The sequence below is a fragment of the Actinokineospora inagensis DSM 44258 genome (assembly GCF_000482865.1).
GTDB classification, from domain to species: Bacteria; Actinomycetota; Actinomycetes; order Mycobacteriales; family Pseudonocardiaceae; genus Actinokineospora; species Actinokineospora inagensis.
Genome location: NZ_AXWW01000018.1, coordinates 57,363 through 76,316, shown reverse-complemented (window position 1 = coordinate 76,316; position 18,954 = coordinate 57,363). Strand labels below are relative to the sequence as shown.

20 protein-coding genes are annotated in these 18,954 nt (G+C 71.0%); 12 read left to right on the top strand and 8 right to left on the bottom strand.

Annotation, left to right across the window (positions count from 1 at the left end; translation table 11 throughout):
- Positions 1-122 precede the first annotated feature (122 nt).
- Positions 123-749: a hypothetical protein gene (locus H504_RS0108075; RefSeq protein WP_026422364.1), complete on the top strand. Its 627-nt coding sequence runs from the start codon at positions 123-125 to the stop codon at positions 747-749.
- An 84-nt stretch (positions 750-833) separates the two neighbouring features.
- Complete coding sequence (locus H504_RS0108070; protein WP_026422363.1) at positions 834-1,931, top strand: hypothetical protein; 1,098 nt, start codon at positions 834-836, stop codon at positions 1,929-1,931.
- A 966-nt stretch (positions 1,932-2,897) separates the two neighbouring features.
- On the opposite strand, the gene H504_RS33905 is transcribed toward H504_RS0108070, so the two are convergent.
- The gene (locus H504_RS33905; RefSeq protein ID WP_169735354.1) at positions 2,898-3,746 is read right to left on the bottom strand and encodes a CHAD domain-containing protein; all 849 of its coding nucleotides are present in this window, start codon (positions 3,744-3,746) and stop codon (positions 2,898-2,900) included.
- Between the two features lie 45 nt (positions 3,747-3,791).
- Positions 3,792-4,775: a 2,3,4,5-tetrahydropyridine-2,6-dicarboxylate N-succinyltransferase gene (gene dapD / locus H504_RS0108050; RefSeq protein WP_026422362.1), complete on the bottom strand. Its 984-nt coding sequence runs from the start codon at positions 4,773-4,775 to the stop codon at positions 3,792-3,794.
- A gap of 44 nt (positions 4,776-4,819) precedes the next feature.
- Here dapD and dapE point away from each other — a divergent pair, with 44 nt between their 5' ends.
- The 3 genes from dapE to H504_RS0108035 are packed head-to-tail and all read left to right on the top strand — an operon-like array spanning position 4,820 to position 7,264.
- On the top strand, positions 4,820-5,887 hold the full coding sequence (dapE, locus tag H504_RS0108045) for a succinyl-diaminopimelate desuccinylase (RefSeq protein WP_026422361.1): 1,068 nt from the start codon (positions 4,820-4,822) through the stop codon (positions 5,885-5,887).
- Between the two features lie 46 nt (positions 5,888-5,933).
- Positions 5,934-6,728, top strand: a complete 795-nt coding sequence (locus tag H504_RS0108040) for an LOG family protein (RefSeq protein WP_084467474.1) — start codon at positions 5,934-5,936, stop codon at positions 6,726-6,728.
- Positions 6,725-7,264: an LOG family protein gene (locus tag H504_RS0108035; RefSeq protein ID WP_035303615.1), complete on the top strand. Its 540-nt coding sequence runs from the start codon at positions 6,725-6,727 to the stop codon at positions 7,262-7,264. The genes H504_RS0108040 and H504_RS0108035 overlap by 4 nt, the downstream gene beginning before the upstream one ends.
- 674 nt (positions 7,265-7,938) lie before the next feature.
- On the opposite strand, the gene H504_RS0108030 is transcribed toward H504_RS0108035, so the two are convergent.
- Entirely contained in the window at positions 7,939-8,610 is a 672-nt protein-coding gene (locus H504_RS0108030) for a lysophospholipid acyltransferase family protein (protein ID WP_026422359.1), read from the bottom strand.
- 94 nt (positions 8,611-8,704) lie between these two features.
- Here H504_RS0108030 and folP point away from each other — a divergent pair, with 94 nt between their 5' ends.
- From folP to H504_RS42915, 3 genes are all read left to right on the top strand, one after another.
- Positions 8,705-9,574: a dihydropteroate synthase gene (folP, locus tag H504_RS0108025; protein ID WP_026422358.1), complete on the top strand. Its 870-nt coding sequence runs from the start codon at positions 8,705-8,707 to the stop codon at positions 9,572-9,574.
- Positions 9,571-10,473 (top strand): glucosyl-3-phosphoglycerate synthase, encoded by a 903-nt coding sequence (locus H504_RS0108020; RefSeq protein ID WP_026422357.1) that lies wholly within the window; start codon positions 9,571-9,573, stop codon positions 10,471-10,473. Before folP ends, H504_RS0108020 begins: the two co-directional genes overlap by 4 nt.
- Before the next feature lie 363 nt (positions 10,474-10,836).
- Complete coding sequence (locus H504_RS42915) at positions 10,837-11,019, top strand: restriction endonuclease (protein ID WP_026422356.1); 183 nt, start codon at positions 10,837-10,839, stop codon at positions 11,017-11,019.
- Here the strand turns inward: H504_RS42915 and H504_RS33900 are convergent.
- A complete protein-coding gene (locus H504_RS33900; protein WP_245614122.1) occupies positions 10,988-11,461 on the bottom strand; it encodes a GNAT family N-acetyltransferase in 474 nt (157 codons plus the stop codon). The two genes, H504_RS42915 and H504_RS33900, sit on opposite strands and share 32 nt — an antisense overlap.
- 91 nt (positions 11,462-11,552) lie before the next feature.
- On the opposite strand from H504_RS33900, the gene H504_RS0108005 reads away from it, so the two are divergent.
- The 3 genes from H504_RS0108005 to H504_RS0107995 are packed head-to-tail and all read left to right on the top strand — an operon-like array spanning position 11,553 to position 12,833.
- On the top strand, positions 11,553-11,861 hold the full coding sequence (locus H504_RS0108005; RefSeq protein WP_026422355.1) for a DivIVA domain-containing protein: 309 nt from the start codon (positions 11,553-11,555) through the stop codon (positions 11,859-11,861).
- On the top strand, positions 11,845-12,264 hold the full coding sequence (locus H504_RS0108000) for an SRPBCC family protein (protein ID WP_026422354.1): 420 nt from the start codon (positions 11,845-11,847) through the stop codon (positions 12,262-12,264). The genes H504_RS0108005 and H504_RS0108000 overlap by 17 nt, the downstream gene beginning before the upstream one ends.
- Positions 12,261-12,833 carry a DNA-3-methyladenine glycosylase I gene (locus H504_RS0107995; RefSeq protein ID WP_026422353.1) on the top strand — a complete coding sequence of 191 codons (573 nt, stop codon included), beginning with the start codon at positions 12,261-12,263 and terminating at the stop codon, positions 12,831-12,833. The genes H504_RS0108000 and H504_RS0107995 overlap by 4 nt, the downstream gene beginning before the upstream one ends.
- A 455-nt stretch (positions 12,834-13,288) precedes the next feature.
- On the opposite strand, the gene H504_RS0107990 is transcribed toward H504_RS0107995, so the two are convergent.
- Positions 13,289-14,434, bottom strand: a complete 1,146-nt coding sequence (locus H504_RS0107990) for an Mrp/NBP35 family ATP-binding protein (RefSeq protein ID WP_026422352.1) — start codon at positions 14,432-14,434, stop codon at positions 13,289-13,291.
- 116 nt (positions 14,435-14,550) lie between these two features.
- On the opposite strand from H504_RS0107990, the gene H504_RS0107985 reads away from it, so the two are divergent.
- On the top strand, positions 14,551-15,003 hold the full coding sequence (locus H504_RS0107985) for a MarR family winged helix-turn-helix transcriptional regulator (RefSeq protein ID WP_026422351.1): 453 nt from the start codon (positions 14,551-14,553) through the stop codon (positions 15,001-15,003).
- Between the two features lie 759 nt (positions 15,004-15,762).
- Here the strand turns inward: H504_RS0107985 and tatB are convergent.
- The 3 genes from tatB to H504_RS0107970 all read right to left on the bottom strand — a co-directional run bounded on the left by tatB (position 15,763) and on the right by H504_RS0107970 (position 18,952).
- Positions 15,763-16,164, bottom strand: coding sequence for a Sec-independent protein translocase protein TatB (tatB, locus tag H504_RS0107980; protein WP_026422350.1), 402 nt, complete (start codon positions 16,162-16,164; stop codon positions 15,763-15,765).
- A 43-nt stretch (positions 16,165-16,207) separates the two neighbouring features.
- Positions 16,208-17,686: a S1C family serine protease gene (locus H504_RS0107975; RefSeq protein WP_026422349.1), complete on the bottom strand. Its 1,479-nt coding sequence runs from the start codon at positions 17,684-17,686 to the stop codon at positions 16,208-16,210.
- 675 nt (positions 17,687-18,361) lie between these two features.
- On the bottom strand, positions 18,362-18,952 hold the full coding sequence (locus tag H504_RS0107970) for an anti-sigma factor family protein (RefSeq protein WP_026422348.1): 591 nt from the start codon (positions 18,950-18,952) through the stop codon (positions 18,362-18,364).
- Positions 18,953-18,954: the final 2 nt, after the last annotated feature.

The window sequence follows — 18,954 nt, the reverse complement described above, 5'->3', positions numbered from 1 at the left end:
ACGCATTCGCGGAAACGGTGCTGTACTAATCCGGTCTTCGAAAACCGGGAACACCGGGGACGGCTTTCGGGGACGGGGTCACTTCAGCGTCATTCCACCCATTCCTGTTGGGAGTATTTCGCATGTCCACTCAGTACTCGCTCACCGTCACGAATAATTCGACCCAGTACCAGGACCTTTGTGTCTACCAGAAGCCGGTTGACCTCGGCGTGCCCAACGCGCTGTCGCTGGCCTGGTTGACCGCGCCCGCGTGGCCGGGCACCACCGTCACCTTCACCTGGGCGCTGGACTACAGCTTCGTGTGGGCGCAGACCGGGTCCCTGCAGCCGGGCGTCACCTTCCGGGCGCAGCAGACCATCGGCGCCGACCCGGACAGCCTCACCAACAACCAGGTCCAGTTCGACTACCGCCGCGGCGCGTTCACCTTCGTGCCCGGACCGGCCGTCGGCACCCCGCAGCTCGGCTCGCTCTACGTGCGCGAGCTCAGCGGCATCCCGGCCAACACCGCCACCGTCGGCATCGGGATGTCCAACGCGGGCACCTTCGCCGTGCAGGCCCAGCCGAACACCAACCTCGTGTTCACCCCGCACCCGGAGTACTGGATCACCGCGGGCACCTTCACCGCCGGGCAGGTCCTGGACATCGAGCAGATCACCAACGAGGCCGAGGTGCCCTACGACGGCACCTTCGCCATGACCGCCACCCTCAGCTCCAGCAACGTCTGGCAGGTCAGCGCGAGCGCGGTCTGAGGCCGCGCCCCGGTGAGACGGCGGGGCGCGGTCCGCACCCCGCGCCCCGCCGTGCCAGCGAACCAGCCCGGACAAGGAGATGCCGTGCCGAACTACCGCAACATCCAGCTCATCAGCTACGGGTCGGTCACCTCGACCCCCACCCCGGTCCTCACCGGCGACGAGCCCAACCGGTTCCGCGAGGACCTCAAGGTCCGCGGCGAGACCCTCTGCGGGGTCGCCGACTGGGCCGCGGGCGCCTTCCAGCTCGGCGACGCGGACACCCTGAAGGTGTTCGTGGCCCCCGAGTTCTACTTCCGCTACGGCGGACCGTCCCAACCGGCCACCGCGCTCGGCGACAGCTACCCGAACGGCGAGGCGCTGCTCCCCGGCCTCATCGAGGAGGTCCTCAAGCCGTTCTTCGCCGCCGACCGGTTCGCCGACTGGATCGTCATCCCGGGAACCATGTTCTGGCACAAGGGAACCCAGGACGACCCCAGCTACTTCAACACGACCGCGGTCGTCAACGGCGGACCGGACACCGCGCTCACCCCGGCCGAGCGCGCCGCCAACGCCAACCCCACCGCCCTGGCCACCGTCGGCGCCGCCACGACCAACCAGAAGGCGCTGATGTCCACCATCGACTACGCGATCGGCGTCGACCGCACCCAGTGGGACGCCGCGCTCAACCCGATGTTCCGGCTCAGCTTCCGCGGCGCCGAGTTCTGGCGGTGGCACACCTTCGCCGTGCACGGCAAGCACGGCCCGGACGGCCGGCCGCTGGTGTTCGGCCTGGAGGTCTGCCTGGAGCACATCGCCGCCTACGCCGGGACGAACGCCAACCTCGGCTTGCTGCGCACCATGGAGAACCTGGTACCGGACCAGCCCGAGATCGACATCCACCTGGTCACGTCCTGCGGCATGTCCCTCGACCCGGCGTTCGGCATCACCGCCCGCGAGGACGGCTACGCCATGATCTGCGACGGCATGAACCCCGGCATCCCCCCGGTCCCCTGGCCGCGCACCGACGTCCAACGCGTCACCGCGGTCGAACGCGACGGCAGGCGCACCGTCGCCCACGCCACCCGGGTCCTCGACACCCAACTAGTCCCACCCGCCCTCCAGGTCGGCGGCGCGGGCACCCACACCCCACCCGACACCGTCGCCGTCTGGGAAGCCGCCCCCCTGGCCGACCGGGGATAGCCCGCCCCCTTGGTTGGTCGCTCAGCCCGGCGCGGACTGAGCGACCAACCACCCCCATTGCCGCCTCAACCCCAGCCCGCCGAACCGCCCCGCAGCCACCGGCACACCCAGAACCGACCACCTCCACCCACCGACCCACGACAACCACCCTCGACCACGCACCGGCCCCCACACCCCACGGGTTACCCCGCCACCAGCACCCCCCGCCCGACAGAAACCACCACCATCACCCGAGCCCCCCGCACCACAGCCCACGACATCACCAACCCCCACACCCACTCAAAATCCCCACCCCACCAGCACAAACCCACCTCGGGCTGCCCCATCCCGCCAGCACAAACCACCCCCGGGCGGCCCCCACCCTTCCCGGGGGGCGTCCCCGATGCCAGTCTACCGGCGGGGCAAGATCAACGGGAGGTGGCGGGGTTGGCTGTGGACAAGTGCGGGGAATGTGGGTGGCCGACCACTCGGGCCAGTCCAGCAGGGCCAGTCCAGCAGGGCCAGCCCAGCAGGGCCAGCCCGACGGGGCCAGCCCTGCAAGGTCGGTACGGCGAGATCAGCCCGGCAGGGTTGGTCCGGCGGGGTCGGTCCCGGCAGGGCAGAGCAGAGCCAGCCCGACGGGTCGGTCCGGTGGGGGTAGCCCGGCAGGGTCGGTACGGCGGGGTTGGTCCGGCAAGGCCAGCCCGACGGGGCCAGCCCTGCAAGGTCGGTACGGCAAGGTCGGCACGGCCGGGGTGGGTCCGGCAGGGTCGGTACGGCGGGGGCAGTCCAGCAGGGGTCGGCCCGGCAGGGGCGGTCCAGCAGGGTTGGTCCGGCGGGGGTCGGCCCGGCAGAACTGGCCCTGCGGGAATCTGTCCGGCAGGGAGCAGCCGAATAGGACCGATCCGGCAGGACCAGTCCAGCAGGGGCTGGCCCGGCATGGATCAGTCCAGCAGGGGGCGGCCGGCATGGGGCAGTCCGGCGGGGTCAGTCCAGCAGAGCTCCCGCGCAGCGGTCGACGTCGACTAGGGCGGCATGCCAAGTGGCCCGGCACTGGGCCTTGCGGGCCCGCTCGCGTTCCACCAGGCGACCGGCGACGAACACGACGGGCACCGGGACATCGGCCGTGAAGTCGGCGAGCAGGCCGCGGATGGTGTCCTCGGCGATGACGGCGTCCTGGTGGTCGCCGAGGATGTCCTGGAACTCCTTGGTGACCGCGACCAGGGCACGGATCCGTTTGCGGGCAACGGGCTCGGCCATCTCGGCGGCGTAGCGCAGGCGTTTGCCGTGGATGCGCAGGGCGTGCAGGTCGTCGTCCGGCGGGTCCTCGCCCAGGGCCGCCGCGGCGGCCATCAGCTTCCGGTGCGGCTTGCGGATCACGCTGACCAGGGCCGGTGGTTCTTCGTCCGGCTCGACCACGACGGTCGACTCGGCGGCGGCGCCGAGCGCGTCCAGCAGCCGGTTGTACCGGCGGCCGCGTAAAGCCTTCCGCATCGTCCGCCGGGCCGCCCACCGGCGGACCACCAGGCCCTGCAGGAGCTGTTCGACGGCTTCCCGCTCCTCCGCGGAGAACCCGACGGCTTGGGCGCGCAGGCTGTCCAACTGCACGTCCAGGTCCCGGACCGCGCCCAGGGAGGCCCCGAGCCACTTCAGTTCCGCGTCCAGGTCGGGCAGCGGCAGCCCGGCCTTCAACGCCGCCCGCGCCCGTCGCACGGCCACCCGCATCTGGTGGACGTGTTCGGGGTCGGTGCCTTCGCGGGCCCCTTCGGTGCGGGCGGTCAACTCCGCCGACTGGGCCCGCAGGCGGGTTCTGATCTGCTCGCCGAGTGCTGTCACACGGGACATGGTATTCGCCCGGTGTTCAGCCCCAGTTCACCGAAGTCAGTCGTTGGCGTGCAACGCCGAGTTCAACTCGATACCGCGACCGTCCCGCGACACGACCTCCACGGCCCCGGTCGTCGAGTTGCGCCGGAACAGCAGACCCGACTCGCCGGACAGTTCGCGCGCCTTCACCAGTGTCCCGTCCGAGAGCCGCACCTTCGTCCCCGCGGTCACGTACAGGCCGGCCTCGACGACGCAGTCGTCACCCAGCGAGATCCCGATGCCCGCGTTCGCGCCCAGCAGGCACCGCTCGCCGATGCCGATGACCTCCTTGCCGCCACCGGACAGCGTCCCCATGATCGACGCGCCGCCGCCGACGTCCGAACCGTCGCCGACCACGACCCCGGCCGAGATGCGACCCTCCACCATGGACGCGCCGAGCGTGCCCGCGTTGAAGTTGACGAAACCCTCGTGCATCACCGTGGTCCCGGTCGCCAGGTGCGCGCCCAGCCGCACCCGGTCCGCCTCGGCGACCCGCACCCCGGCGGGCACCACGTAGTCGACCATCCGCGGGAACTTGTCCACCCCGTAGACGGTCACCTGACCGCGACCGCGCAGCCGCAACCGGGTCGCCTCGAACCCCTCCACCGGGCACGGGCCGAAGTTCGTCCACACCACGTTGGCCAGCAGGCCGAAGATCCCGTCCAGGTTCTGCCCGTGCGGGCGGACCAGCCTGCTCGACAGCAGGTGCAGCCGCAGGTACACATCGTGCGCGTCGGCGGGCGGGCGCTCCAGGTCGTCGACCGCGGTGCGCACCGCGACCACCTCGACGCCGCGCAGCGAGTCCGGTCCGAGCAGCGCTGCGACCCCCGCGCCCAACTCGGCGGTGGCCTCCTCGGTGCTGAGCCGGACGGTGCCCGGCTCGCCGGTCGACCCCAGCCTCGGGCTGGGGAACCAGGTGTCCAGGACCGTGCCGTCACCGGTCACCGTGGCCAGGCCGACGCCGTGGGCGCCCTTGGTCTCAGTCGCTTCCGCACTGCTCACACCGGACACGGTAGCCAATCCCGCGCCGGGTAGCGTGCTGGGCCGTGACCGTTGAGTTGGATCTCACCGCCGACCCCGTCGACCTGACCTTCGCCGTCGTCGAGGCCCCCAGCGTGTCCGGTGACGAGGCCGCGCTCGCCGACGCCGTCGAACGCGCCCTGCGTGCCCAGGCCCTGCACCTGGAGGTCGTCCGCACCGGGAACACCGTGCTGGCCCGCACCAACCTGGGCCGCCCGTCGCGCGTGGTCTTCGCCGGTCATATCGACACGGTGCCGGTGAACAACAATCTGCCGCCCCGTCTGGTCGACGGCGTGCTACACGGCCTGGGCAGCGTCGACATGAAGGGCGGCGTCGCGGTGATGCTGCACCTCGCCGCCGCCGTCACCGACCCCAAGCACGACCTGACCTTCTTGTTCTACGACTGCGAAGAGGTCGAGGCCGAGCGCAACGGGCTCAACCGGGTCGAACGCGAGTACCGCGACTGGATGGACGGCGACCTTGCCGTCGTCTGCGAGCCGTCCAACGGGGGCATCGAGGCGGGCTGCCAGGGCACAATGCGCATCCGCCTGCGCACCAAGGGCACCCGCGCGCACGTCGCCCGCGGCTGGATGGGCGTCAACGCGATCCACGCCATCGGCGCCGCCCTGGCCACCCTCGCCGCGTACGAGACCCGCGTCGTCGAGATCGACGGCTGCACCTACCGCGAAGGGCTGCAGGCCGTCCACATCGAGGGCGGCGTCGCGGGCAACGTCGTCCCGGACGCGGCCGAACTGCGGATCAACCACCGGTTCGCGCCCGACCGCGGCCCCGAACAGGCCGAGGCCCACCTGCGGGAGGTGTTCGCCGGGTACGACATCGACGTCGTCGACTCCGCCCCCGGCGCGCTGCCCGGCCTCACCGCCCCCGCCGCCCGGGAACTCGTCGCCGCCACCGGCGCCACGCCGATCGCCAAGCTCGGCTGGACCGACGTCGCCCGGTTCGCCGCGCTCGGCATCCCCGCCGTCAACTTCGGCCCCGGCGACCCGACGCTCGCGCACACCCAGCAGGAGAACGTCCCGGTCGAACAGATCACCCACTGCGCCCGCGTCCTCCGCCAGTTCGTCAGCCGTTAGCGCCCATCCCCAACGGGCGCAACGAGATCGCCCTAGACTCGCCCGCGTGACCATCGACGGACCCCAGGACCTGGGCAGCGACTCGCGCGGCGACCTGCACCCCCGGGAACGGCAGCGCGGCCCGGTAACCCTGCGCCGCGGCCGCAGCGACGAGCCCACCACCACCGATCAGCGGCTGCTCGACTCGCGCGGCCCCTCGGACTGGGTGCACACCGACCCGTGGCGGGTCCTGCGCATCCAGGCCGAGTTCGTCGAGGGTTTCGGCGCCCTCGCCGAGGTCCCGCGCGCCGTCACCGTCTTCGGCTCCGCCCGCACCAAGCAGGACGACCCCGAGTACCAGCTCGGCCGCGACATCGGCGCCGCCCTGGCCGCGGCGGGTTTCGCCGCCATCACCGGCGGTGGCCCCGGCGCGATGGAAGCCGTCAACCGCGGCGCGTCCGAGGCGGGCGGGTTCTCGATCGGACTCGGCATCGAGCTCCCCTTCGAACAGGGCCTCAACCCGTGGGTCGACCTGGGCGTCAACTTCCGGTACTTCTTCGCCCGCAAGACCATGTTCATCAAGTACTCCCAGGCCTTCATCTGCCTCCCCGGTGGCTTCGGCACCCTCGACGAGCTGTTCGAGGCGCTCACCCTGGTGCAGACCAAGAAGGTCACCAAGTTCCCGGTGGTCCTGTTCGGCAAGTCCTACTGGGGCGGCCTCTACGACTGGCTCCGCGCCGCCGTCCTCGACGGCGGCAAGATCAGCGAGAAGGACATGGCCCTCCTCCACCTCACCGACGACGTCGACGAGGCCGTCGAGGTCGTCGAAAAGGCCTACCAGGCCTGGAGCGACGCGCATTGACCCACGCAGTGGCCGTCTACTGCGGCTCCCACCCCACCGTCCCCCAGTCCTACCTCGACCTCGCCACCGAGGTCGGCACCGGCCTGGCCACCCGCGGCTGGACCCTCGTCTGGGGCGGCTCCACCGCCGCCATGATGGGCGCCGTCGCCGACGCCGCCCGCCAGGCGGGCGCCCCCACCATCGGCGTGATCCCACGCCCCCTCATCAACCTCGAACGAGCCGACCCAACCGCCACCGAGTTGATAGTCGTCGACACCATGCGCGAACGAAAACGCGAAATGGACGAGAGAGCAGACGCCTTCCTGGCCCTACCGGGCGGCTTGGGAACGTGCGAGGAACTGTTCGAAGTATGGACCTCCCGATACCTCGGAATGCACAACAAACCAGTAGTCCTCCTAGACCCGGACGACCACTGGTCCGGCATGCTCACCTGGGTAAAAGACCTCCACACCCGCGGATTCGTCTCCCAAACAGCCCTGGACGCCCTCGTAATAACCCACACCCCCCACGACGCCCTCACCGCCTGCGCCCCGTAACCCCCACCAACTTGAACCCCGCCCCACGACCCCCACCCCATAGCGGCGAAGCGCCACCCTTACACCGCGCGCTTCGAACCCCACGCCCCTTCGACGAAGCGCCACTCCCGCGCCGCGCGCCTCGAAACCCGCCGATCCCAACCGCCCGCTGGGGTGAAGTTGTTTTGTTTGGGGGACGGCAGCCTTAAGCTGACTGGCGGGTAAGGCCACGCTTTCCAGTGGCCCCGCCTTTAGCCTTGCCCCAGGCTGCTGTCAGGGGCCCCAAACAAAACAACTTCACCCCAGCGGGCACTCACGTTTTATCTGGCGCAACCCAGCGGCGTCGCCGAAGGCGACAAGCACACACCTGCAAGCGAGGTTGCCGCCAGGCAACCAGCCACCCACGGCACCGCTACGCCTCTCACACAACGCCGCCCCGCCCGCCTGTTCTGGCACCTCAACCGGCTACCCCAACAAGCCCTCAGCCCCTCCCGACCAAGTACCGCCCCGCACCCCAGTTATCCACAACCCACCCAGCTATCCACAGCCCTTGACCAGCCCCCTTTTCCCTCCCCCACCCCCGGTAGACTGGCATCGAGGGCTGCCCCCGGGAGGGTGGGGGCCGCCCGTGTGTGCTGGGGGGTGGCGGTGTCAAGCGGTTGGGGGAGGGTTCACTCGGGTGGGGGAGGGTCGGGTCAGGCGGCTTCGCTGGGGCGTTTGTGGTAGGAGTCGACGTATTCTTGGCCGCTGAGTTCCAGGATGGCGTACATGATCTCGTCGGTGACCGCGCGGCGGATGGGGAGGGAGTTGGCCATTCCGTCGTAGCGGGAGAAGTCCAGGGGGGTGCCGAACCGGACGGTGATCCGGTGCGGTCGGGGCCACTTCTTGCCCGCTGGTTGCACCTTGTCCGTCCCGATCAGCGCCACCGGTACCACCGGCGCGTTGTGTTCCAGCGCGAGTTGGGCGACTCCCGTGCGTCCGCGGTGGAGGCGGCCGTCGAGTGAGCGGGTGCCTTCGGGGTGGATGGCGAAGGCCTCGCCCGCGTCCAGGACGGCGCCCGCGACTTCCAAGGACGCCAGTGCGGCGCGGCTGTTGTCGCGTTCGACGGGGATGGCGCCGAGGGCGCGGAAGAGGACGCCGACCAGGCGTTCGCGGGGGGTGCCGCCCGCGAAGTACTCGGCTTTCGCCAGGAAGGAGACGCGGCGGGGGACCATCATCGGGACCACGAAGCTGTCGATGACGGCGAGGTGGTTGATGGCCAGGATCACCGGGCCCTTGGCGGGCACCAGGTTGGCGCCCTCGACGACGGGGCGCAGGAACATCCTGGCCAGGAACGAGAGCACGACGCGCAGCGTGCGATAGAACACGGATGGGCCTCCTCGGTCGTTCCCACTGTAGTCGGCCGCCGTGGGGGCTACCGCGCGGTGGAGACGCCGCTCACGCATGGCACCATCGGGAACCATGACCGTGATCCGGTTCGGCGCGCGCGACGTCCCGCAGGACCGCGCCCTGGTGATGGCGATCGTCAACCGGACCAGGGACTCGTTTTACGACCGGGGGGCCACGTTCGCCGAGCCCGCGGCGTTGGCGGCGGTGGACCGGGCGGTGGCGGCGGGCGCGGACATCGTCGACATCGGCGGGGTGCGGGCCGGGTCGCACGGGGAGACGGTCGACGCGGCGGAGGAGGCGCGGCGGGTCGTGCCGTTCGTCGCCGCCGTGCGCGAGCGCCACCCCGGCCTGGTGATCAGCGTCGACACGTGGCGGCACGAGGTCGGGCGGGCGGTGTGCGCGGAGGGCGCCGACCTGATCAACGACACGTGGGCGGGCGCCGATCCCCGGTTGGCCGAGGTGGCCGCCGAGTTCGGCGTCGGCATCGTTTGCTCGCACACCGGTGGCGCCGCGCCGCGCACGGATCCGCACCGCGTGCGCTATCTCGACGTGGTGCACGAAGTCGTCGACGAGCTCGTGGCCCGTGCCGAGCGGATGGTCTCGTTGGGCGTACCGCGTGAGGGTGTGCTCATCGACCCGACGCACGACTTCGGTAAGAACACCTGGCACGGCCTCGAGTTGTTGCGCCGGTTGGACGAACTGGTCGCCACGGGTTGGCCCGTGCTGATGGCCTTGTCCAACAAGGACTTCGTCGGCGAGAGCCTGGACGCCACCTTGGACGAACGGGTCGACGGCACCCTCGCCGCGACGGCCGTATCGGCGTGGGCTGGGGCGAAAGTGTTCCGCGCCCACCAGGTCGCGCAGACGCGGCACGTGGTCGACATGGTCGCCAGCATCGCCGGGACGCGGCCACCCGCGCGCGTGACCAGGGCGCTCGCGTGAGCGGACTCGACCGGACCACCTGGCAAAGTCCGGAGTGGACGGTGTCGCAACTGGTGCGCGCCAAGGGCGACCGCACGGTCAGCGTCGTCCTGCCCGCGTTGGACGAGGAGTCCACGGTCGGCGCCGTCGTCGCGTCGGTCCGGCCGCTGCTCGGGTCCCTGGTCGACGAGTTGCTGGTCGTCGACTCGGGGTCGACCGACCGGACCCGCGCCGTCGCCGAGGCGGCGGGCGCCCGCGTGGCCCACCGCGACGCCATCCTCCCCGACGTCGCCCCCCGCCCAGGGAAGGGCGAGGTCCTGTGGCGCTCACTCGCCGCCACGACCGGCGACCTGGTCGTCTTCCTGGACTCCGACCTCGTCGACCCCGACCCGGCGTTCGTGCCGCACCTGCTCGGACCGCTGCTGACCGCGCACGGTGTGCACCTGGTCAAGGGCTTCTACCGACGTCCGCTGCGGCTCGAAACCGAGGAAGCGGGCACCGGCGGCGGCCGCGTGACAGAACTGCTGGCGCGCCCCCTGCTGTCCGCTCTGCGACCAGACCTGTCCGACATCATCCAGCCCCTGGGGGGCGAGTACGCCGCGACCAGGGAATTCCTCACCGCCGTCCCCTTCGCCGCGGGCTACGGCGTCGAGATCGGCCTCCTCCTTGACGCGCACAGCCGGTACGGCCTCAGCGGACTCGCCCAGGTCAACCTCGGCGTCCGCAAGCACCGCAACCGCTCCCTGCTGCAACTCGGCGTCATGGCCCGCCAAATCCTCGGCACCGCCCTCACCCGCTGCGGCATCCCCGCCGCCGCCAGCCCGTTCACCCAGTTCGTCCAGGTCAGCGGCGAATGGCTACCCGACCGCACCGACGTCCTGGTCGCCGACCGCCCACCCATGGCCGCGATCCTCGACTGAGTGTCACCCACCTCCGCTACCTTGGGTGCTCGGGCGGGCACGGGTCGTCAAGGGGTCGGAATGGGCTGCGTACGCCAAGGCGCAGGCGGTGGGAGGCGCAGCAGTTCCAGCACGCGCTGGACGGAGGCGGAGATCCGCCAGAAAGGGGCGAGGCCGCCGTGCGGACCGCTGCCGTGGCCGCCCGGATGTCTGAACTCGGCGGCATACCGCGCACCACCCTCGACCGCGACGTGCGACCGAGCCTCGACAGCCCGGGGACATCCGCAGGCTGCTCGGTGCACGGCCGGACGAGAAGATCGCGGCCGCGCATGCCGAACCTGTTCGAGTGCCTCGGTCTCGACACCGAGCTTGTGCGGGGCGACCATGGGAATCCTGGTCACCACCAGCGGTTTTGGCCCCGGCACCTACGAGTTCGCCAACGGCAAACCCATCCAGCTCTACGACGGCACCCAACTGCTCGGCCTCTGCAGGCAGAACGGCATCGACGCGCGGATCGTGATGCCGCCGAGGAAGCCTAGAGCGGGCGGGACAGGTGGTACTCGGTGATCGACGGGTCGTTGGGCCACGGCATCTCCTTGCCGGTCAAGGTGAAGCCGAGACGGGCGTAGAAGCGGCGGGCGCGTGGGTTGTCGCCGACGACCCAGGCGGTGACGGCGGTGGCGGAGCGCGACCCGGCCCAGGTCACCAGGGTCTCGACGAGGTCGGTGGCCAGGCCGGTGCCGCGGAACCCGGGGTCCGTCCACACCGAGATCATGTCGACCTCGTCGCCGGGGATGCCGACGGTGATCCCGACCGGGCGATCACCGGACCAGGCCAGGAACACGGCGTGCTCGGCGGGCCACGCGCGCCAGCGCGACTCGGGGTGCGGCTGCTCCGCGGCGAGGTTGGACGCGAACGCGTACGGGGCGTCGGCCAGGGCCGTCAGGCGGATCGAGCGGATGGCGGACCAGTCGTCCGGGGTGGCTCGGCGGATCGCGTACTCGACCATGCTCACGCAGTGTTTACACCCCGCCTGCGGTGAGCAAGTGAATTCCTCCGCGCGCTGTGCTGACCGGCCGCGGCGTGACACCATCTGCCGGGTGACCACCGTGCTCATCTACCTCGTCGTCATGGCGCTCGTCGCGGCCGTGGTGTTCCTGCTCGCGTCCGTGGTCTTCGGCCGGGGCGAGGAGCTGCCGCCGCTGCCGCCGGGCGCGTCGCCGACCCGGTTGCCCACCGCCGACGTCACCGGCGACGACGTGCGGTCGGTCCGCTTCCAGTTGGTCTTCCGCGGCTACCGGATGGCCGAGGTCGACTGGGTGCTCAAGCGGCTCGGCGACGAGGTCGACGAGCTGCGCGGCCGGGTCGCCGAACTGGAGAACCCCAAGGTCGATGATCGAACTGGCTGAGCGGGTCGACATCGCCGCGCCCGCCGAACGCACCTGGGCCGCGGTGACCGACTGGGCCGCGCAGGGCGACTGGATGCTCGGCACCCGCGTCCGGGTCACCGGCGGCGACGGGCGCTCGGTGGGGTCGACGCTGGCCGCGTTCAGCGGTGTCGGTGGCATCGGGTTCACTGACCACATGGAGATCACCGAATGGCGGCCGCCGACCGTGTGCGCGGTCCGGCACACCGGTCGCGTCGTGCGCGGCACCGGCGTCTTCGAGGTCGTCGACCGCGGCGCCGAATCCACCTTCGTGTGGCACGAGCGGCTGCACCTGCCTGCCCTCCTGTGGGTCGTCGTCGGCCCCGCTTTCCGCGCTGGCCTGCGCCACTCCCTCCGCCGCCTCGCCGCCACGGTCGCCGCATGACGGACCCGACCCTGACCCGCTGCGCCTGGGGCGACTCCACCCCCGACTACGCCGACTACCACGACAACGAGTGGGGCGTCCCGCTCCGCGGCGCCAACGCCATGTACGAACGGGTCAGCCTGGAAGCCTTCCAGAGCGGGCTGTCCTGGATCACGATCCTCCGCAAACGCGAAGCCTTCCGCTCGGCCTTCCTCGGTTTCATCCCCGAGAAGGTCGCCGCCTTCGACCAGTCGGACGTCGAACGCCTCATGGGCGACGCGGGCATCGTCCGCAACCGAGCCAAGATCGAAGCCACCATCCGCAACGCCCGCGCCATCGCCGACCTCGACCAACCCCTCGACGACCTCCTCTGGTCGTTCGCCCCCGACGCCCCTCGCGTCCGCCCCGCCACCATGGCCGACGTCCCCGCCGTCACCCCGGAGTCCAAGGCCATGGCCAAAACCCTCAAACGCCTCGGCTTCGCCTTCGTCGGCCCCACCACCTGCTACGCCCTCATGCAGGCCACCGGCATGGTCGACGACCACGTCCAATCCTGCTGGCGCGCCACCACCCCACCCCCGGCCCGCTAGCCCTTCCCACGTCGCCACCCCGGCGCCCCCTGCCGAGCCCGCCAACCGCAGGCCCCCGCACCAGCAGCTCAGGACAACGCCCACCCCTTGGCGATCACCCAATTCCCCTTGGCGATCACACAGTTTCGCCCAGACACTTTTCGCCCGGCTCCGTCCTTTCACCCGGTCCAGCCCTTCGGCCTGTCCGCCCTTTCACCCGGTCCAGCCCTTCGGCCAGCCCGCCTTTCACCCGGTCCAGCCCTTGACTTGATCTCCGCCAGGCCCCAAGCCGGACCCCACCCACCCGGGGGCCGGGGGCCCATTCCTGACGGTAGCGCGAACGGCGACCTGTCAAGGGGGGAGACCGTTGACCTGTGGAGAACTCGGTGCGTTGTGGACAACTGGCTAGCGGTAAGTGAAGGCACCAGCGGTGCCGTTCCACGAGATCCCGGCGGGGTCAGGCTGGTGGGCGTGCGTCAGCGGCCCGCGGGTGATACCGACAGCATCCGGCCGGAGAGCCCGCGCGCGCGGATCGACAGCTTGGTGGCGATGTCCGTGAGGACCTTGGCCGCCGTCGACTCCGGGTTGCCGAGGACGACCGGGCGGCCGGCGTCCCCGCCTTCGCGGACGGTGGGGTCGAGGGGGACCTGACCGAGCAGCGGCACGGCGGAACCGACGGCGCGGGACAGCGAGTCGGCGACGGACTGGCCGCCGCCGGTGCCGAACAGGTCGGTGCGGGAGCCGTCGGGAAGCTCGTACCAGGACATGTTCTCGATGACGCCCGCGACGCGCTGCCGGGTCTGCAGGGCGATCGCCCCCGCGCGTTCGGCGACCTCGGCCGCCGCCTGCTGGGGCGTGGTGACGACCAGGATCTCCGCGTTGGGGATGAGTTGGGCCACGGAGATGGCGATGTCGCCGGTGCCGGGCGGCAGGTCGAGCAGCAGCACGTCCAGGTCGCCCCAGAACACGTCGGCGAGGAACTGCTGGAGGGCCCGGTGCAGCATCGGTCCGCGCCACACGACGGGGGTGTTGCCGGGGGTGAACATGCCGATGGAGATGACCTTCACCCCGTTGGCCTGCGGGGGCAGGATCATCTTCTCGACCTTGGTCGGCTTGTCCGTCGCGCCGACCATGCGGGGGATCGAGTGGCCGTAGATGTCGGCGTCGACGATGCCGACCTTCACGCCGCGCGCCGCCATCGCGACGGCCAGGTTGACCGTGACGCTGGATTTGCCGACACCGCCCTTGCCCGACGCGACGCAGTACACGCGGGTCAGCGAACCGGGTTCGGCGAAGGGGATGCGGGGTTCCTCTGTGTCGCCGCGCAGGGACTTGCGGAGGGCGGTGCGCTGCTCGTCGTTCATCACGTCGAGTTCGACGGTGACCCGTTCGACCCCTGGCAGTGCGGATACGGCTGCTGTCACGTCACGGGTGATCTTGTCGCGGAGGGGGCAGCCTGCGACGGTCAGGTACACGGCGACGTGGACGCGACCGTCCGGGTGGACGACGACGTCCTTGACCATGCCGAGGTCGGTGATCGGTCGGTGGATCTCCGGGTCCTGCACCCCGGCCAACGCCTTGCGGACGGCCTCGACGTCGGGAACCTCTGCGCTGGTGCTCACCACTCCATGCTACGGGCGGGTAGACCCGGTCCCGGGAACCGGACCCGAGACCACCGAGCGCGCGACCCGGCGGGGTTCCGTACCATTGCCACCCTGTTTCGCCGCGAGGAGGAATCTTGACCGTGCCGGAGGCATCCGCCCGGCCCAGCCGAGAAGAGTTGTACGCGTGGCGGGCCTTCCTGCGTGCCCACGCGCACATCACCCGGGTGCTCGAAGCCGAGCTGGTCGCCGAGCAACGGCTCTCCCTCGGCGGTTACGACGTCCTCGTCCAACTCGCCGAGGCCCCCGAACGCCGCCTCCGGATGGCCGAACTCGCCGACGCCGTCCTGCTGTCCCGCTCCGGCGTGACCCGCCTGGTCGACCGGCTCGAACGCGCCGGGATGGTCGCCAGGGAACGCGTCGCAGGCGACGGCCGCGGGGTGGTCGCCACCCTCACCGACCGGGGCCTGGACGTCCTGCGCACCGCCGCCCGCACCCACCTGGCGGGCGTGTCCCGGCACTTCGTCGCCCTGCTCACCCCCGAACAACTCCGCCACTTCGGCGAACTCTGCGAAAAACTCATCGACTGACCCCAACGCCACACCTGTCCCACCAACCACGGGACAGCAGCGACTAACTTGCGCCGACCCCAGCCGCAACGAAGCCGCCGACTTCCACCAGACCGCGACAGCGACTCCGGCCAGTCTGGTGCCACTGGGCCGAAATCACGCCACACCCAGTATCAATTTCCCCACCACGAACCCCAAAACCAGCCGCCGCCCGCAGCCCGGCCCCCACCCTTCCCGGGGGGCGTCCCCGATGCCAGTCTACCGGTCGGGGAAGATCGACAGGGGGCGGCGTTGTGGGCTGTGGGTAGCCGGGGGGAGTGTGGATAACTCGACGGTCGGTGGGCGGGGGGCTGGAACGCACTGCGGCGCCCCACTCATCGTCGAACGCACCGCGTGCGTCCCGCCCACTGTGGAACGCGCGGTGGTCCCACCCCCCGTGGAAGGCACCGCGGCCGTCCCGCCGCCGAAGGCACCGCGGCCGTCCCGCCGCCGAACGCACCGCGGCCGTCCCGCCGCCGAACGCACCGCGGCCGTCCCGCCCACCGTGGAACTCGCCGCAGCCGTCCTGCCCACTATCGAACACACTGCTGCCAGTCTCGCCCACCGTGGAACACGCCGCGCCGTCCCGTCGCCGCCGAACGCACTGCGGCCATCCCGCCCACTATCGAACTCGCCGCGGCCGTCTCGTCCACTATCGAACACATCGCGGCCGGCTACCCACGTGAAACGCACCGCGGCCGTCCCACGGTGGGTGGGACGGCCGCGGTGACAACGTCAGGATCAGGTCGCGTCCGGGTCGATCGGGGGGCGCTCGCCGGGGTTGAGCTTGGGCGGGTCGGGTTTCGGCGCGGGGGCCGGGGGGATGGCGGGTTGGGTGGCGGCGAAACCGTTGGGTTTGGTGCTGCCGTTCGTGTCGTCACCGCCGAACAGTTGCTTGGCGACGATCTGGCGCGGGTCGAAGTTGCGCAGTTGCTGCAGGTCCTGCAGCGGTTTGCGCAGCTCGTCGAAGTCCGTGCCGAGTTCGCCCTTGAGCTGCTCGCGGGCCCCCGTGGCGAACTCCCGCACCTTGCGGATGCTGCGCCCCAACCAGGCCGCGGCGGCGGGCAGCCGCTCCGGGCCCAGGATGAACAGACCGGCGACGCCGAGCACGAGGATCTCGGACCAGCCGACGCTTTCGAACACCCTCGATACCTCCGAACTACGCCTCTGTCACCAGAGTAGCCGCTCAATCCGACTGCAGGGTCACCTGAATCGTCAGCTCACGTCCCTGCCTGGCCAGCACCACCGGGACCGACTGCCCCGGCTGGTACTGGCGCACCGCCACCGTCAGCTCCGCGGCGTTGCGGACCTGCCGGTCCCCGACCTTGCGGATGACGTCGCCCTCGACGATGCCCGCCTTCTTCGCCGCGCCGCCGTCGGTCACGTTCACGACCTGGGCGCCCTCGGCGGTGTCCGCGGACACGGACTTGACGTTCGCGCCCAGGTCGGCGTGCTTGACCGACCCGTTCTTGATGATCGTCTCGGCGATCCGCTTGGCGTCGTTGGACGGGATGGCGAACCCGAGGCCGACGCTGCCGGTGTTGCCCGCGCTGCTGCGGATCGCGGAGTTGATGCCGACCAGCGCGCCCGTCGAGTCGACCAGCGGTCCACCCGAGTTGCCCTGGTTGACCGCCGCGTCGGTCTGGATCGCGTCGTAGGTGATCGGCGACTCGCCGTTGTCGCCACCGGCCACCACCGGCCGGTGCAGCGCGCTGACGATGCCCTCGGTGACCGTGTCGGCCAGGCCCAGCGGCGACCCCACGGCCAGCACGGTGTCGCCGACCTGCAAGTTGTCCGAATTGCCGAACTGCATGACGGTCGGGTGGTCCACCTGCACCTTGATCACCGCCAGGTCCGTTTTCGGGTCGGTCCCGACCAGCTTCGCCTCGACCCGCGCCCCGTTGGTGAACACCGCCGTGATCTTCGCCGACTGGTCCGCGCGCCCCTCCAGGGTCACCACGTGCCAGTTCGTCACGATGTAGCCGCCGCCGTCGATCACCACGCCGGACCCGGTGCCGCCACCCTGGTCGATCTTCACCTCGATCGACACGACGGCGGGCCGCACCCGCTTCGCGATGTCCGCCACCGACCCAGCCGGGCGCTCCTTGCCCGGGTCGACCTGGGCAAGGCTGACGTCGGTCGTCAACGCGTCACCCCCGCGCGCGATCACCCACCCCACAACCCCGCCGACAGCACCGACGAGCAGCGCGACCACACCCAGGACCGCGAGCGCCAACGGCTTGACCCGACGCCCGAACAGGACATCGGTGAGACTCAACATCGGCCCGGACCGCGTGGGGGCTTCGTCGTCGGCAGGCGCATCCCGCTCGACCGCGGGAGGACCGATCACCGCGCCCGCCGCCGGATCACGCCACGGGTCGCCGTCCGCCGACCAGAGCGGGTCGTCCCCCTCGTCGACCCGCTGCTGCCCCGGCGGCCGCTGCAGCAACGCCGTCTCACCCCGCGGTCGCCCGAACGCGCTGGTCAACGCCTCCGGCGTCGGCGGAGCCACCGCGGACACCAACGCGGGCCGCGCCGCGCCCACCGGCTCGAAGGCCCCATCGACCCCCGCTGGACGCTTGAACACAGCCGCCGCCGCGGCATCCACCGGCGGGCGCTCCAACGGCCGCGGGCGCAGCCGGTGCTCCTCAGAGTTCTGGTTCATCACCGTTCACAGTGCCAAACCACCGGTGAAGTGGGCGTGCGGGGTGTCTCGCCGGTCACCCGAACGGTTCGCGTTCCTCCGCGCCCGTTCCCTGGTCTTGCTCGATGGCGACCTCTGGGTTGTGCTCAATGCCTGGAGTTGTCCACAGGCGGTCGGACTTTTTCTTCGGTCACCCGTTGAGGCGGTAGACTGGTGCCGGGGTCGCCCCCCGGGAGGGTGGGGGCTGCCCGGATTTTGTGGGCGGGTGTGGCTGGTGTCAATCGCTGGATTGGGTGGTTCTGGGCGGCAGTCCGGATGTCGGTGCTGGGAGCGATGTCCGACCTGATCCCGCACATCTTTCCCGCTGACGTGTGTACTTCTTTCTGGCGGCTTGCCCGAGCCGTCGGCGACCTGGGGTTCTGTCTTCTGTCGCCGTCCACACTCGGCTGAGTTGTCCACAGGTGGCCGCGCTGTCCGTTGCGGCGGCCGGGTAGCCGGTAGACTGGCATCGGGGACGCCCCCCGGGAAGGGTGGGGGCCGCCCGGGAGGGTGTGGGGTGGGTGCGGTCGGGGGCAATCGCTGGATTGGGTGGCTGTGGGGAGAGAGCGGGGAGGGGAGTCTGGGGAAGCAGTGGGGGAAAGCATGAAGGCCACCGCCGCGGGGGCAAGTGGCCTTCACGTGTGGGGGTGGTCTGGGTTAGCGGGCGGCGACCATGCCGAAGTTGGGGGACAGGGTCGCGGGGGTGAGGTGCAGGTCCACGGGGTGGACTTCGCCGCGGGGTGGGGTGGTGGGGTGGTCGTCGGCGGTTGTGGTGGGGGCCGTGGTGTTGACCAGGGCCAGGGCGCCGAGGACGAGGCCGGAGACGACGACGCCTGCGCCTTGGGCGGCGCGGCGGTTGCGTTTGCCGAGGACTACGCGGCCTTCGCCGAGTTTGGGGCCCGCGCCGAGGGGGGTTCCGGCGCCGAAGCGGTCGGGGCGTTGGACGGCTACCAGTTGGCCGTCGGCGGTGACCGCGAGGCCGTCGGGGGCGGCGGGGAGCTCGGTTTCCTGGGGGATGGCGAGCAGGCCCGCCAGCAGGCCCGCGGACATGCTGGGGGTGGTGGCGGCGCGGACGGCGGCGCTGGCCTGGCGCTGGGCGGTGATCTCGGCGGCGCAGCAGTGGCAGGCGGCGAGGTGCGCGGTGACCCGGTCGTGCGCGGAGCTGCTCAGCTCACCGTCGACGAAGGCGACCACGGCGTCGGGCAGCAGGTGCTGCGCGGGCAGCCCGAGGGCACGTTCGAGCGTCATGA

Excerpts from the sequence above, each read along its gene's own strand:
- H504_RS42915 (WP_026422356.1), top strand. The coding sequence starts at position 10,837 with ATGGGAATCCTGGTCACCACCAGCGGTTTTGGCCCCGGCACCTACGAG.
- H504_RS0108000 (WP_026422354.1), top strand. The coding sequence starts at position 11,845 with ATGATCGAACTGGCTGAGCGGGTCGACATCGCCGCGCCCGCCGAACGC.
- H504_RS0107975 (WP_026422349.1), bottom strand. The coding sequence starts at position 17,686 with ATGAACCAGAACTCTGAGGAGCACCGGCTGCGCCCGCGGCCGTTGGAG.
- H504_RS0108075 (WP_026422364.1), top strand. The coding sequence starts at position 123 with ATGTCCACTCAGTACTCGCTCACCGTCACGAATAATTCGACCCAGTAC.
- H504_RS0107995 (WP_026422353.1), top strand. The coding sequence starts at position 12,261 with ATGACGGACCCGACCCTGACCCGCTGCGCCTGGGGCGACTCCACCCCC.
- H504_RS33900 (WP_245614122.1), bottom strand. The coding sequence starts at position 11,461 with ATGGTCGAGTACGCGATCCGCCGAGCCACCCCGGACGACTGGTCCGCC.
- H504_RS0107970 (WP_026422348.1), bottom strand. The coding sequence starts at position 18,952 with ATGACGCTCGAACGTGCCCTCGGGCTGCCCGCGCAGCACCTGCTGCCC.
- folP (WP_026422358.1), top strand. The coding sequence starts at position 8,705 with ATGACCGTGATCCGGTTCGGCGCGCGCGACGTCCCGCAGGACCGCGCC.